The organism is Microbacterium thalli (genome assembly GCF_028737325.1).
GTDB lineage: Bacteria > Actinomycetota > Actinomycetes > Actinomycetales > Microbacteriaceae > Microbacterium > Microbacterium thalli.
This window is the reverse complement of sequence record NZ_JAQZCH010000002.1, coordinates 393769-407099: the sequence shown is the minus strand read 5'-3', so window position 1 is coordinate 407099 and position 13331 is coordinate 393769. Positions and strand designations below refer to the sequence as shown.

General features: G+C 70.2%; 16 protein-coding genes. 14 read left to right on the top strand and 2 right to left on the bottom strand.

What is annotated here, in order from left to right:
• Window positions 1-61 precede the first annotated feature (61 nt).
• The 5 genes from PUW82_RS09790 to PUW82_RS09770 are packed head-to-tail and all read left to right on the top strand — an operon-like array spanning window position 62 to window position 4732.
• Window positions 62-424, top strand: coding sequence for a YraN family protein (locus PUW82_RS09790; RefSeq protein WP_274222108.1), 363 nt, complete (start codon window positions 62-64; stop codon window positions 422-424).
• A complete protein-coding gene (locus tag PUW82_RS09785) occupies window positions 421-1959 on the top strand; it encodes a YifB family Mg chelatase-like AAA ATPase (RefSeq protein ID WP_274222107.1) in 1539 nt (512 codons plus the stop codon). The genes PUW82_RS09790 and PUW82_RS09785 overlap by 4 nt, the downstream gene beginning before the upstream one ends.
• Window positions 1956-3134: a DNA-processing protein DprA gene (gene dprA / locus PUW82_RS09780; RefSeq protein ID WP_274222106.1), complete on the top strand. Its 1179-nt coding sequence runs from the start codon at window positions 1956-1958 to the stop codon at window positions 3132-3134. Before PUW82_RS09785 ends, dprA begins: the two co-directional genes overlap by 4 nt.
• 58 nt (window positions 3135-3192) lie before the next feature.
• Window positions 3193-4107 carry a tyrosine recombinase XerC gene (locus tag PUW82_RS09775; protein WP_274222105.1) on the top strand — a complete coding sequence of 305 codons (915 nt, stop codon included), beginning with the start codon at window positions 3193-3195 and terminating at the stop codon, window positions 4105-4107.
• Window positions 4108-4159: 52 nt separating this feature from the next.
• A complete protein-coding gene (locus PUW82_RS09770) occupies window positions 4160-4732 on the top strand; it encodes a DUF3060 domain-containing protein (protein WP_274222104.1) in 573 nt (190 codons plus the stop codon).
• A 2-nt stretch (window positions 4733-4734) separates the two neighbouring features.
• On the opposite strand, the gene PUW82_RS09765 is transcribed toward PUW82_RS09770, so the two are convergent.
• Window positions 4735-5253, bottom strand: coding sequence for a murein hydrolase activator EnvC family protein (locus tag PUW82_RS09765; protein ID WP_274222103.1), 519 nt, complete (start codon window positions 5251-5253; stop codon window positions 4735-4737).
• Between the two features lie 277 nt (window positions 5254-5530).
• Between PUW82_RS09765 and rpsB the strand changes: the two genes are divergently transcribed.
• The 9 genes from rpsB to PUW82_RS09720 all read left to right on the top strand — a co-directional run bounded on the left by rpsB (window position 5531) and on the right by PUW82_RS09720 (window position 12126).
• Window positions 5531-6445, top strand: coding sequence for a 30S ribosomal protein S2 (gene rpsB / locus PUW82_RS09760; protein WP_274222102.1), 915 nt, complete (start codon window positions 5531-5533; stop codon window positions 6443-6445).
• 105 nt (window positions 6446-6550) lie between these two features.
• Window positions 6551-7378, top strand: a complete 828-nt coding sequence (tsf, locus tag PUW82_RS09755; protein ID WP_274222101.1) for a translation elongation factor Ts — start codon at window positions 6551-6553, stop codon at window positions 7376-7378.
• A gap of 87 nt (window positions 7379-7465) precedes the next feature.
• Complete coding sequence (gene pyrH, locus PUW82_RS09750; RefSeq protein WP_274222100.1) at window positions 7466-8185, top strand: UMP kinase; 720 nt, start codon at window positions 7466-7468, stop codon at window positions 8183-8185.
• A 56-nt stretch (window positions 8186-8241) separates the two neighbouring features.
• Window positions 8242-8796: a ribosome recycling factor gene (gene frr, locus PUW82_RS09745; RefSeq protein WP_274222943.1), complete on the top strand. Its 555-nt coding sequence runs from the start codon at window positions 8242-8244 to the stop codon at window positions 8794-8796.
• A 5-nt stretch (window positions 8797-8801) separates the two neighbouring features.
• Window positions 8802-9812 carry a phosphatidate cytidylyltransferase gene (locus PUW82_RS09740; protein WP_274222099.1) on the top strand — a complete coding sequence of 337 codons (1011 nt, stop codon included), beginning with the start codon at window positions 8802-8804 and terminating at the stop codon, window positions 9810-9812.
• Window positions 9809-10381: a DivIVA domain-containing protein gene (locus PUW82_RS09735; RefSeq protein ID WP_274222098.1), complete on the top strand. Its 573-nt coding sequence runs from the start codon at window positions 9809-9811 to the stop codon at window positions 10379-10381. The genes PUW82_RS09740 and PUW82_RS09735 overlap by 4 nt, the downstream gene beginning before the upstream one ends.
• A gap of 46 nt (window positions 10382-10427) precedes the next feature.
• A complete protein-coding gene (locus PUW82_RS09730; protein WP_274222097.1) occupies window positions 10428-11117 on the top strand; it encodes an aggregation-promoting factor C-terminal-like domain-containing protein in 690 nt (229 codons plus the stop codon).
• Window positions 11118-11128: 11 nt separating this feature from the next.
• Window positions 11129-11410 (top strand): Rv1322 family protein, encoded by a 282-nt coding sequence (locus PUW82_RS09725; protein WP_274222096.1) that lies wholly within the window; start codon window positions 11129-11131, stop codon window positions 11408-11410.
• Window positions 11407-12126, top strand: coding sequence for an alpha/beta hydrolase (locus PUW82_RS09720; protein WP_274222095.1), 720 nt, complete (start codon window positions 11407-11409; stop codon window positions 12124-12126). Before PUW82_RS09725 ends, PUW82_RS09720 begins: the two co-directional genes overlap by 4 nt.
• On the opposite strand, the gene PUW82_RS09715 is transcribed toward PUW82_RS09720, so the two are convergent.
• Window positions 12127-13197, bottom strand: a complete 1071-nt coding sequence (locus tag PUW82_RS09715; protein ID WP_274222094.1) for an AI-2E family transporter — start codon at window positions 13195-13197, stop codon at window positions 12127-12129. It abuts the gene before it with no gap.
• Between the last annotated feature and the right edge of the window lie 134 nt (window positions 13198-13331).

Genomic DNA, 13331 nt, shown 5'->3' with positions numbered 1-13331 from the left:
TCGCTCCCCGATCGGCTGAGGACGACACAGGCGCCGACCGTCGGCACGCCAGAGTGCTGGCATGGCAGCGAAGGACGAACGGGGCCGCGCGGGCGAGGAACGCGCCGCGCGCCATCTGACCGACCGCGGGTACGACATCCTCGATCGCAACTGGCGACATCGGCAGGGTGAGATCGACATCGTCGCGGGAACGCGTGATGAGCTGGTGATCGTCGAGGTGAAGACCCGGCGCAGCGACGGCTTCGGTCACCCGTTCGAGGCGGTGGATGACCGCAAGAAGGACCGGCTGTGGCGGCTGGCATGCGCGTGGATCGCGGCGTATCCGGAGCGCGTCCGAGGGCGCCGGGTGCGACTGGACGTCATCGGCATCACCGGCGAAGACGTCGCGACGGCCCGTGTGGAGCATCTCGAGGACCTCCGATGAGCGTCGGACGCACCTGGGCGGTCGCGTTGACCGGCCTGGTCGGCGATCTCGTCGAGGTGGAGGCCGACCTGTCCAACCAGACGCCCGCGTTCCGCATCGTCGGGCTCGCCGACCGCGCCCTCGCCGAGGCGCAGCAGCGCGTGCACAACGCGTGTGCGAACAGCGGTCTGCCGCTGTCGCGTCGGCGCGTGACGGTGAACCTGTCGCCTGCCAGCCTGCCCAAGCAGGGATCGGGATTCGACCTCGCCATCGCGATCGCCGCGCTCGCGACCGAACTGCCCCTGGATGCCGCATCCCTGGCCGGCACGGTCCACATCGGCGAGCTCGCGCTGGATGGACGGCTGCGCCCCGTGCCGGGAGTGCTGCCCGCCGTCATCGCGGCGGCCCGTGCGGGCCACCGGACGGTCATCGTTCCCGAGGCCTGCCGCCGCGAAGCCGCGCTGGTCGACGGCATCCGCGTGGTCGGATGCCGGTCCCTCGGCGCGGTCGCGCGCTGGCACGGGCTCGACATCGACGTCGACGACGTAGCCGAGAGCAGCGACACCGCCGTCCCGCCGCCGCCGGAAGAGGAGCCTCCGGCCGCGGACCTCGCGGACATCCGCGGTCAGGAGGAAGCGGTCGCGGCCGTCGTGGTCGCGGCGGCCGGCGGGCACCACCTGCTCATGACCGGGCCTCCCGGCGCCGGCAAGACGATGCTCGCGCGTCGTCTGCCGGGCATCCTGCCGCCGCTCGACGACGAGACCGCGCTGCAGGTGGCGTCGATCCGCTCGTTGTCGGGCTCGGCCGTCGATCACCTCAGCCGCGTGCCCCCGTTCGAGGCGCCGCACCACAGCGTCAGTGTTGCCGCGCTCGTCGGGGGCGGAAGCCGCATGCTGCGCCCGGGAGCGATCGCCCGCGCGAGTGGCGGTGTGCTCTTCCTCGATGAGGCGGGAGAGTACGGCGCTCACGCGCTCGACTCGTTGCGGCAACCGCTCGAGTCGGGTGCGATCGAGATCCATCGGGCGGGGTTCCGCGCGACGCTTCCGGCGCGATTCCAGCTGGTGCTCGCCACGAACCCGTGCCCGTGCGGACAGTACGGTGTTCGAGGCGGAAGCTGCTCGTGCCCGTCGCTCGCGATCCGCCGATACCTCGGGCGTCTTTCCGGCCCGCTCCTCGACCGCATCGACATCGAACTCGCGCTGAACCGGGTCTCGCTGGCCGACCTCGCCACCGCCGGAACCGGCGGGCTGTCCTCCTCCGCAGCCCGCGAACAGGTCGCAGGTGCGCGACTCCGCGCCGCCGAGCGGTTGCGCGCCACCCCATGGCGCACGAACGCGCAGGTCGCCGGATCGTGGTTGCGCGACGGACCGCTCGCACCCGCACGCGACGTTCGAGCGCCGCTGGATGCCGCCTTGCATCGCGGTGCACTGACATTGCGCGGCTACGACCGGGTGCTACGGGTTGCATGGTCGGTCGCCGACCTCGCCGGTCACGATCGGCTCACCCTCGACGATGTCGGCCGTGCGCTGTTCCTCAAGAAGGGGGTCGATCGATGACCTCGTCTCTGGGGCAGCGGGCGCGCGAGGTGGTGGCTGCCCTCGCGCCGGCATCAGGAGCCGGCGCCGACGAGGTGGAGCGGTATGCGCGTGCGCGATGGTCGGTGCTCACCGAACCGGGAGACGGCGTGGCGGGGCTGGTGATTGCTCGACGGGGCGCGGCGGCGGCCCTCGACCTCGCGCTCAGCGACGGCTCCGTGCCGGACATCCCCGAGCTGTCCGAACGGGACTGGCGTCGAGCGCGTGCGCGGTGGCTACCGCGGCGCGACGACCACCCGTACCCGCTCGAACTCGCGCGCCGTATCGGGGCGCAGTTGGTGGTGCCCGGCGACGAGGCGTGGCCGGTCCGGCTCGATGACCTCGGGGTGCACGCTCCACCCGCGCTGTGGGTCCGCGGCCGGCTCGACGCACTACCGGAGGCAGCCGCGGCGGTGGCGCTCGTGGGCGCCCGAGCCGCCACGGCGTACGGCGTGCGCGTCGCGGCCGAACTGGCGGGAGAGCTTGCCGCCGGGGGAGCGACCATCGTGTCGGGTGCCGCGGTGGGCATCGACGCGGCCGCGCACCGCGCGTGCGTCGCGGTGGAGGGCCGCGGTATCGCGGTACTCGCGGGCGGGGTCGAGAAGTCCTACCCCGCCGGTCACGCCGATCTGCTGGCGAACCTGTCGCGGCAGGGCGTCGTCCTGAGCGAGGTGCCCTGCGGCACGGCCCCCACGAAGTGGCGGTTCTTGCAGCGCAACCGGCTGATCGCCGCCCTCGCAGACGCCACGGTCGTGGTCGAGGCGGGGTGGCGCTCGGGGTCGCTGAACACGGCGGGACATGCTGCAGCGCTCGGCCGGCCGCTCGGCGCCGTGCCGGGTCCGGTGACGTCGGCCGCATCGGCGGGATGCCACCGGATCCTGCGCGACTACGACGGCCGCTGCATCACCAGCGCCGACGACGTCCGAGAGCTCGTGGGGTGGGATGTCGCAGCAAAGACGATGGAAACTCCGATGGACCGGACCGACGACACCACGCGGGTCATCGACGCGCTCAGCCCGCGCTCACCCCGCGACGTCGCCGAGGTGGCTCGTCGCTCGGGCGTCGAAGCCGACCGGGTGAGCTCCCTGCTCGGTCTGCTTGCGCTTGACGGCCGCGTCGTCTCCGATGCGCGCGGCTGGCGACGCGGGATGCCCTGAGCGACGGCGCACCGCACCATTCCGGCGTCGCGATCGAGCCTTCCGTCATGCTGGTGGCATGCGCATCTCCGCGGCGGCGTCGGCCTACGGCGAGCACCTCTCGCGTGTGCGTCGCCTGTCCGAGCACACGGTGCGCGCGTATCTGTCGGACCTCGCCGATCTCTCGGATGCGGCGGGTGATATCGATCTCGCCGAGGTGGACATCGACACTCTGCGCGACTGGATCTGGCGGGCGAGCGAACGGGGCGACGCGCGCTCGACGTTGGCACGCCGGACGGCGACTGCCCGCGGCTTCTTCGCCTGGGCGACCGAGCGCGGCATGCTCGGCGCCGACCCCGCCCTGCGGTTGGCATCGCCCAAGAAGGGGCGGACGCTTCCCCGGGTCGCCACCGCCGATGCCCTCGCCGGCGTCCTCGACGCCCTCCGGGCGGGCGCGGCGAACGGCGACCCGATCCTGCTCCGAGACCATGCAGTCCTCGAGGTGCTCTATGCCAGCGGCATCCGGGTGTCGGAGCTGTGCGGGCTCGATGTCGACGACGTCGACGACGGCCGGCGCACGGCCCGGGTGACGGGGAAGGGCGACCGGGAACGCATCGTTCCCGTCGGCGGGCCGGCGTTCGCCGCCCTGCAGGCATACCTCGTCCGCGGGCGCCCGGTGCTGGCGGCACGCGCGCCCGAGCGCCCGATATCCGAGGCGGCCGCCCTCTTCCTCGGTGCTCGAGGCGGCCGCCTCGGGCCCCGCGCGGTCTACGCGGTCGTCGCCGAACGCGTCGCGCCCGCCTTAGGGGCAGAGACCGCGGGGCCGCACACGCTGCGGCATTCGGCCGCCACTCACCTGCTCGACGGCGGCGCGGACCTCCGCGCCGTTCAGGAGATCCTGGGACACGCCAGTCTCGGCACCACCCAGATCTACACCCACGTCTCGGGCGAGCGTCTCGCCGCCGCATACCGTCAAGCGCACCCGCGAGCCTGATGTGGCCAGCGCCGGATGGCGCGACGTGTCGCCGCGGGCCTAGCGTGGAGGCATGAGAAGAGCGCTCGTCTGGTTCGGCGCCGTCGGCGTCGTGTTCGCCCTGACCGCCTGCGTCCCGGCGGATGATGCACCGGACCGCGTGGTCCGGCCGAGTGCACCGTCGGACGCGTCGGCGACGGCGCCAGCCCCGGTGAGCCCGCAACCGGCAACGCCGTCCTCCTCGCCGTCGACAGGCGGGTCCGACCTGTCCATGTGCATCGCCGGCGTCGTGGCCCTGCGCGGCTCCGACATCGATCTTTCGTTCACCGGCGAGTGCGATCGGGTGGAGATCGAGGGCGCGGGTCTCGATGTCGATCTGTCGGACGCCCGAGTCACGACGGTGGTCGTGCGCGGCGACCGGGTCGAGGTCGATCTCGCCGACGTGAACACCCTCGAGATCACGGGCCAAGCCGCCGACATCGACGCCGACGTGATCGGCTCGCTCAGCGTGGCGGGCGACCGCAACGCCATCGATGGGGACGAGATCAGCGCGGTGTCGGTGGCGGGCAACGACAACCGGGTGCACGCCGACCGGCTGGGCTCGGTCGAACAGGCCGGCGATCGCAACGACATCCGTCCCGACTGACGTCAGCAGCACGGCAGGAGGATCGGGCGCGGCACCTCGGCGAGCAGCAGCAGCGGGTTGATGTAGGCGCCGTCGAGGCGCGCGCCGAGGTGGAGCGTGCCGGGACCGGTGTGACCCTCGGGTGAAAGCGTGCCGATCGGGTCGCCGGTGGCGACTGCACTGCCCGGCGTGAGCGTCGTCTCGACCGGCTCGAGGCTGGAGACCAGCCCACCGCCGTGATCGATCGTCACAACCGGGCGTCCGGCGACGGGGCCCGCGAATGCGATCGTCCCGGCTGCGGGAGCGATGACGACGTCGCCGCCGCCGGAACGCAGATCGATTCCGCGGTGACCGGGTCCGTACTCGTGAGCCGGCGCTTCGAACCCTCGGATGAGCGCCGCGCCGGCGAGCGGATACTCCCAGCGAGCGGATGTGTGGACGCCGTCGCCCGCGTCATCCCGAGCCTCGGCGGCGGGTGGGCCCGCGCTCAGCGTCAGCAGCAGGACGCCGAGAGCGACGAGGCGGCGGCGAAGGGAGGTCACGGGGCGAGTCTGGCCGCGGCGCCGAGATGGTGTTCTGCGCAGCGGAGATCGGTGGACGACTGAGGCTTCGCCCTCGCCGGGGGAGGAGGGTCGTGACTGCTACACTGGGACGGCACCTCGCTCGTCGGGGTGACTACGCGTGCCCACAGTGACCGGCTCACCGGATCATGGCGCATCTTCCCCAGGTCTCCCGCTCCGGCGGCGAGCGGAAGTGCGTCGGGCGCCAGGACACCGGGCCGTCGGCCCGGACAGCAACCGAAACAGAAGGAGAACGGCCATGGCCGTCGTCACCATTCGCCAGCTGCTCGACAGCGGCGTCCACTTCGGGCACCAGACCCGCCGTTGGAACCCGAAAGTCAAGCGCTTCATCCTGACCGAGCGCTCGGGCATCCACATCATCGACCTGCAGCAGTCGCTGTCGTACATCGACCGTGCCTACGAGTACGTCAAGGAGACGGTCGCCCACGGCGGCACCATCCTCTTCGTCGGCACCAAGAAGCAGGCCCAGGAAGTCATCGCCGAGCAGGCGACGCGCGTCGGCCAGCCCTACGTGAACCAGCGCTGGCTCGGTGGTCTGCTGACCAACTTCCAGACGGTGTCGAAGCGACTCGCCCGCATGAAGGAGCTCGAGGAACTCGACTTCGAGAACCCCGCTGCGAGCGGCTTCACGAAGAAGGAGCTGCTGCTCAAGAAGCGCGAGCTCGACAAGCTGCACAAGTCGCTCGGCGGCATCCGCAACCTCCAGAAGACGCCCTCGGCTATCTGGGTCGTCGACGCCAAGCGCGAGCACCTCGCCATCGACGAGGCCAAGAAGCTCGGCATCCCCGTGATCGGCATCCTCGACACGAACGCCGACCCCGACGAGTTCCAGTACCCGATCCCCGGCAACGACGACGCCATCCGCTCGGTGAGCCTGCTCACGCGCATCGTCGCCGACGCCGCCGCTGAGGGCCTGATCCAGCGCCACCAGCCGTCCGACGAGTCGGCCGAGGCCGAGCCGCTGGCGGACTGGGAGCGCGAGCTGCTCGAGACCGCTCCCGCCGAGGGTGCTGCCGCCGAGGTCGCTGCTGTCGAGGGTGCTGCCGCCGAGGTGGCCGCCACCGAGACGCCCGCCGACGAGGCCGGTGCCGAGGCTCAGGCCGAGACCGAGGCTCCGGCCGAGGCCGACGCCGCCGAGGCGACCGAGAAGTAATCAGCGCGTCTTCTTGACCCGCTACGATCGGCGCGGCCGCGGCTGAGCCCGGCCGCGCCGATCGGCATCCACGAGATTTCCCAGAGACAGAAGGAGCCGCCACTCATGGCAAACTTCACCATCGCCGACATCAAGGCTCTGCGCGAGCAGCTCGGCACCGGAATGGTCGACACCAAGAAGGCTCTCGAAGAGGCCGACGGCGACGTCGAGAAGGCCGTCGAGATCCTGCGCCTGAAGGGTGCGAAGGGCAACGCCAAGCGCGCCGACCGCTCCACGAGCGAGGGCCTCATCGTCGCCCGCGAGCAGGACGGAAAGGTCACCCTCGTCGAGCTCGCGTGCGAGACCGACTTCGTCGCGAAGAACGACCGTTTCATCGCGCTGGCCGACAAGGTCGCCGACGCCGCCGCTGCGGCATCCGCCGACTCGGTCGAGGCCGCTCTCGCCGCTGACGCGTCGGGCCAGACCATCGAGCAGCTCATCAACGATGAGGCCGCCATCATCGGCGAGAAGGTCGAGCTCCGCCGCGTGCGCACGCTCACCGGCGACGCGTTCGAGATCTACCTCCACAAGACCAGCAAGGACCTGCCCCCGCAGATCGGTGTCGTGGTGGCGTACTCGGGCTCGGACGCCGAGACCGCTCGCTCGATCGCGCAGCACATCTCGTTCGCGAACCCGAGCTACCTCTCGCGCGAGGACGTGCCCGAGGCCGACGTCGAGAAGGAGCGCGAGATCGTCACGGAGATCTCCCGCAACGAGGGCAAGCCCGAGGCCGCGCTCCCGAAGATCGTCGAAGGCCGCGTCGGCGCGTTCTTCAAGCAGGTCGCTCTGCTCGACCAGGACTACGCGAAGGACAACAAGCAGTCCGTCGCCCAGGTCGCGAAGGACGCCGGCATCACGATCACCGATTTCGCCCGCTTCAAGGTCGGCGCGTAATCACCGAAAAGGCCCGCATCCACGGATGCGGGCCTTTTCCATGCCCGAGCGGGCGATACTCTGCAACACAGCGACGAGAGGGACACGATGAACAACGAGAAGACCGGGCGCCGTCGCGTCCTGCTGAAGCTGTCGGGCGAGGCGTTCGGCGCGGGCCAGCTCGGGGTGAACCCCGACGTCGTCGGCCAGATCGCCCGTGAGATCGCTGAGGCCGTCGATCGTGTCGAGATCGCGATCGTCGTCGGCGGCGGCAACTTCTTCCGCGGCGCCGAGCTCAGCCAGCGCGGAATGGACCGTGGGCGCGCCGACTACATGGGCATGCTCGGCACCGTCATGAACGCTCTGGCTCTACAGGACTTCCTGGAGCAGGCCGGTGCCGCCACGCGCGTGCAGTCCGCCATCTCGATGACGCAGGTCGCCGAGCCCTACATCCCGCGGCGCGCCGAGCGCCACATGGAGAAGGGCCGCGTCGTCATCTTCGGTGCCGGTGCCGGCCTGCCCTACTTCTCCACCGACACTGTCGCCGCGCAGCGCGCCCTCGAGATCAAGGCCGACGAGGTGCTGGTGGCCAAGAACGGCGTCGACGCCGTCTACACCGCCGACCCGAAGATCGACCCGACCGCCGAGCGCATCGACGCGATCACCTACGGCGAAGCGCTGCAGCGCGGCCTCAAGGTGGTCGACTCGACCGCGTTCAGCCTGTGCATGGACAACGGCATCGACATGCGGGTGTTCGGCATGGAGCCGCGCGGCAACGTGACGCGCGCGCTGCTGGGGGATTCCATCGGCACGCTCGTGAGCGTCTGAGCTCCGACGCACCGCAGACTAGACTTGACCGGACGTACCGACGAATTGGAGTGACGGTGATCCCCGAGATCCTCGCTGACACGAAAACCCGCATGCAGCGCGCTGTCGAGGCGGCGAAGGAGGACTTCTCCACCGTTCGCACCGGACGCGCGAACACGGCGCTGTTTCAGAAGATCCTCGTCGACTACTACGGCTCGCCGACGCCGCTCGCGCAGCTGGCGTCGCTGAACAACCCGGAGGCGCGCACGATCATCGTGACGCCCTACGACAAGTCGGCGCTGAAGGCGATCGAGCAGGCCATCCGCGACACCCCGAACCTGGGCGTGAACCCCACCAACGACGGCAACCTCGTGCGCGTCACGATGCCCGAGCTGACGGAGGAGCGCCGCAAGGAGTACGTCAAGCTCGTGCGGTCGAAGGGGGAGGACCACAAGGTCCACCTGCGCGGCATCCGTCGGAAGTCCAAGGACGAGCTCGACGCGCTCAAGAGCGACGTCGGCGAGGACGAGCTGGTGCGCGCCGAGAAGGAGCTCGACGTTCTCACGCGAGCACACGTCGACCTGATCGACGAGGCTCTCAAGCGCAAAGAGGCCGAGCTTCTCGAGGTCTGAGCCGCATGAGCGTACCGGGTGACGACGTCCCGCCGGCTTCCGAACGCGAGCGACACCGCTCGCGGGAGCACGGCGATTCGGCGTTCCACAACCAGGTGCGCGCGGCGCGCTCCGAGTTCGAGCAGCAGATCGGTCGTGCCCGCGCCGACTTCGAGCAGGCGAACGAGCGCATCAACGCGCGGACGGGCCGCAACCTGTTCCTCGCGATCCTCATCGGGCTCGCGATCGGCGCCGTTGTGGTGGGGTCGCTCATCTTCGTGAAGTGGGTGTTCCTGCTTTTCGCGGTGCCGGTGGCGTTGCTGGCCGTCTTCGAGTTCGTCCGTGCGTTGCAGGCGGCTGGGCGCCGCGTAGACGTCGTGCCGCAGCTCGTGGCGGGCGCGGCGGTGCTGGCCACCGGATATTTCCTCGACCCCGGCACGCACTGGGTGGTCGTCTTCGCCGCCGTCGTCGTCGTCATCGTGTGGCGTCTGCTCGCGCAGATGGCCTCGGCGGAGTCGCGCCGCTACGGCGATGTGCTGAGCGACGTGCTCATCAGCGGATTCGTGCAGCTCTACGTGCCGTTCCTCGGAAGTCTGCTGCTGATCCTGCTCCGCCAAGATGGCGGCGAGTTCTGGGTGCTTGCGATGATCGCGATCGTCGTGGGCGCCGACACCGGCGCTTACGCCGCCGGGCTCGCTTTCGGAAAGCACCCGATGGCGCCGCGCATCAGCCCGAAGAAGACCTGGGAAGGCCTCGTCGGTGCCGCGGTCGTGGCGGTGGCCGTCGCGGTCGGTTTCGCCTGGCTGCTTCTCGACCTGCCCATCTGGACCGGCGTCGTGATGGGCCTCTTGATCCTCGGGTCGGCGACCGTCGGCGATCTCGCCGAATCCATGATCAAGCGCGATCTGGGCATCAAGGACATGAGCTCGTGGCTGCCGGGGCATGGCGGCGTGCTCGATCGGCTCGATTCGATTCTGCCTTCCTCCGTCGTCGCGCTCATCCTGTTCCACGTGCTCTCTCCCTGGGTGGTGTCATGACCTCGACCGAGACGGCTGTCGCCTCGACTCCTTTCCCGGACGCTCCGGGACGCAGCAAGGGCTACGACCGCGAGGCCGTGGATGCCTTCCTGGAGCGCGCCCGCGGCGCCTTCGAGGCCTCGCCCGATGACAGCGACCTCGACTCGGCCGAGATCCGGCGCACCGCCTTTCCCGTGGTTCGCGGTGGGTACGCGATCTCCGCGGTCGACGCCGCCGTCGGCCGTATCGAGGATGCCTTCGCTGCCCGGGAACGCGAGTATGCGCTGTCGCGTGCCGGTGCGCGCGCCTGGGTCGGTCGCTCGCGCAATCTGGCGCAAGAAGTCCTCGACCGGCTGTCGCGCCCCGAGCGAGAGCGGTTCGACCGCGTCGGTGCTCTGTCGTACGGATACCGGATCGACGAGGTCGACAAGGTGGCCGACCGCATCGCGCGCTACCTGGAATCCGGTGAGACCCTGACGGTCGAGCAGGTGCGCACAGTGGCTTTCCGCATGCAGCGCGGCGGCTACCGCGAGGCGCAGGTGGATGCCGTTCTGGACGCCGTCGTGTCGGTCATCCTCGCCATCGGGTGATGCCGGATGGAGACAACGCGACCCGGTCGCTAAACTCGAGGACATTGTGACTCCGGGCTCCGAACTGACTCAGCGCACCTCGACCGAGGTCGCCCGTCAGAGCGCCCGTGCCGCCGGTGCCGGTCCGCGCTGGTCGCGCCGCCGGGGCGTCGTGGCGGTCTTCGCCGCTCTCGCCGCGGCCGGCATGGCGGGCGGAGCGCTCGCGCCGCTCGGGTCGAGCCTGGCAGTCGCGCAGGAGAAGCCGGCGGAGGTGGTCTCGCTCTGGGCCGCGTCGCGCGGCGACGCGCAGGCGCTTCCGAACGCCGCGCAACCGGATGCCGCCGTCGCCCTCGACCGCAGCGGGTTCACCGTCTACGTCACCCCGAAGCCGACGCCGACACCGACCCCGACGCCCACCCCGGAGGGTGAGAGCGACGGTGCCGGCGCGGCGCCCTCAGCCTCCGTGCGGTACTCGGGTGGCGGCTCGTCGACCGAATGGCTGACTGCCGCCGGCATCCCTGAGAGCGACTGGGGCTACGTCGACTACATCGTCTCGCGCGAGAGCGGCTGGAATCCCAACGCGACGAACGCGTCATCCGGGGCATGCGGTCTCGTGCAGGCATATCCCTGCAGCAAGGTCCCGGGCAGCGGCTACAACCCGGTCGACAACCTGCAGTGGGCGAACGGCTACGCGGTCGGGCGGTACGGGAGCTGGGCGGCCGCCCACGCGTTCTGGACCAGCAATCACTGGTGGTGACCCGGCTTCTCATGCCCCGGTCCCACCGCCGCCGTCCCGACCCGCCGGACGACTCGCTCGAGCGCCTGCTCAGTGGCTGGAAGCGCAGCGAGACGCGCCGCGGCGCCGAGTGGACGGTCCAGCCGATCTCGGCGGTTCAGGCTCAGAAGACGTACGTATGCCCCGGATGCGGTCGGCAGATCGGCGTGGGTGTCGCGCACCTGGTGGCCTGGCGCGCCGATGGCGTCCTCGGAGATGCCGCCGACCTGGCGGCTCGCCGACACTGGCACTCAGCATGTTGGAGGATCGCATGACGATCGAGATCCGCGGGCCCGTGCAACTGCCCGCTCACCGTGAAGACATCGAACTGCGCACGAGAGACGGCTTGCGCCTCGTGGGCGAGCTCGCGCTCCCCGAGGGTGTGGCTCCGGCTGCGACGCTGGTGACGCTGCATCCGCTTCCGACCGCGGGCGGCTTCATGGACTCGCACATCCTGCGCAAGGCCGCGGGGCGGCTTCCCGCCCTCGCCGACCTCGCCGTGCTGCGGTTCAACACCCGGGGCACGACCTCGCCGCGCGGCACGAGCGACGGCGCGTTCGACGGGGGAGTCGCGGAAGCGTTCGACGTCGCCGCCGCAATGGACTTCGTCCGTGAGCGCGGCCTGCCGCGTCCGTGGCTGGTGGGGTGGTCCTTCGGCACCGAGCTGGCGCTGAAGTACGGCCGCGACCACGACGTGGTGGGCATCATCCTCCTGTCGCCGCCGCTGCACCGCGCGAGCGCGGCCGAGGTTGCCGCGTGGGCGGGCGACGCACGCCGAGTGGTCATCGTCGTGCCCGAGTTCGACGACTACCTGCGCCCCGCCGAGGCGCGCGAGCGATTCGCGTCGATCCCGCAGGCCACTCTCATCGCCGTGGAGGGCGGCAAGCACCTGTGGGTGGGCGAGAACCAGACGCGACGCGTGCTGACCGAGATCGTCGCGGCGGTGAACCCCGACGCCCTGCCGCTCGCCGACGAGTGGCCGAGCGCCTGATCACCGCTCGTTCTGCCGGGGGATGACCACCTGGCGGTAGATGATCAGGATGCTCGCGGCGACGGGGATCGCCACGAGAGCGCCGAGCAGCTGCCCGAGCGCCGCTCCGGCGAGTGCCGCGATCACGACGACGGCGCCGGGGATCGAGACGGCGCGGTTCATGATGCGCGGCGAGATGAAGTACGCCTCGACCTGCATGTACACGATGTACCAGATCGCCGCCCACAGGGCCGTCTGCGGTTCGGACAGTCCGGGGATCAGGCACGTGAGCACGATGATCGCCGAGCCGGTCAACGTTCCGACCAACGGGATCAGCGAGAAGAAGAACGCGATCACAGCGAGGACCGCCGGGAACGGTGCACCGATCACGCTGAGGAAGACGGCGCTGAGGACACCGTTGATGACGCCCAGCGAGACCTGCCCCATGACGTAGAAGCCCACCGACGCGGTGATCTGCTCGGACAACCCGATGAAGCGGGGGCGACGCGACGCCGGCACGAGCTGGTAGACGGCGGCCTTGAGGCTCGGCGTCGACGCGGTGAAGTAGATCGTGAGGATCAGGACGATGACCGCCCCGGTGAAGCCGCTGATGATCGTTCCGCCGATGGTGATGAGCGACTCGGTGATCGAGCCGCCGATCGCGCCGATGTCGAGTGAGGCGTACCAGTCGGAGAGGTACTGGAACAGCTCGTCGACGTCGAGCTGCGGGAACGTCGTGGTCAGCCAGTCCTTGATCGCGGTGACGGGATCCCACTGGCCGCCGGTCACGAGATCCTGGATAGCGGCGACCAGCTGCGAGATCTGCGTCACGATGATCGGGATCACCATGAGGATGATGCCCGCGAAGGCGGCGAGCAGCGCGGCGAAGGTGATCAGGAGCGCCGCCCAGCGGGGAAGCTTGCGTCGCTCGAGCCACGACACCACCGGGTCGAGTCCGAGCGCCAGGAAGAGCGCGGTGCCGACATAGAGCAGGATCGTCGACAGCGTCTGGATGCCGCCGATGATCAGGATTCCGACGCCGACGCCGAGCGTGGCGATGAGCGCCGTGCGGAACGGGTTCTGCAACTTCACGGACGCCTCCCGGGGTCGGATCATCTCACCCTACGATCAGAAGCGGATGTTGCCCGCCAGGCGCCCCTCTCACGACGCTTTCAGGTCATTTTCGATAGTCTGAAACGTCGATCAAGCGTTCGGTGGTCCCGTTC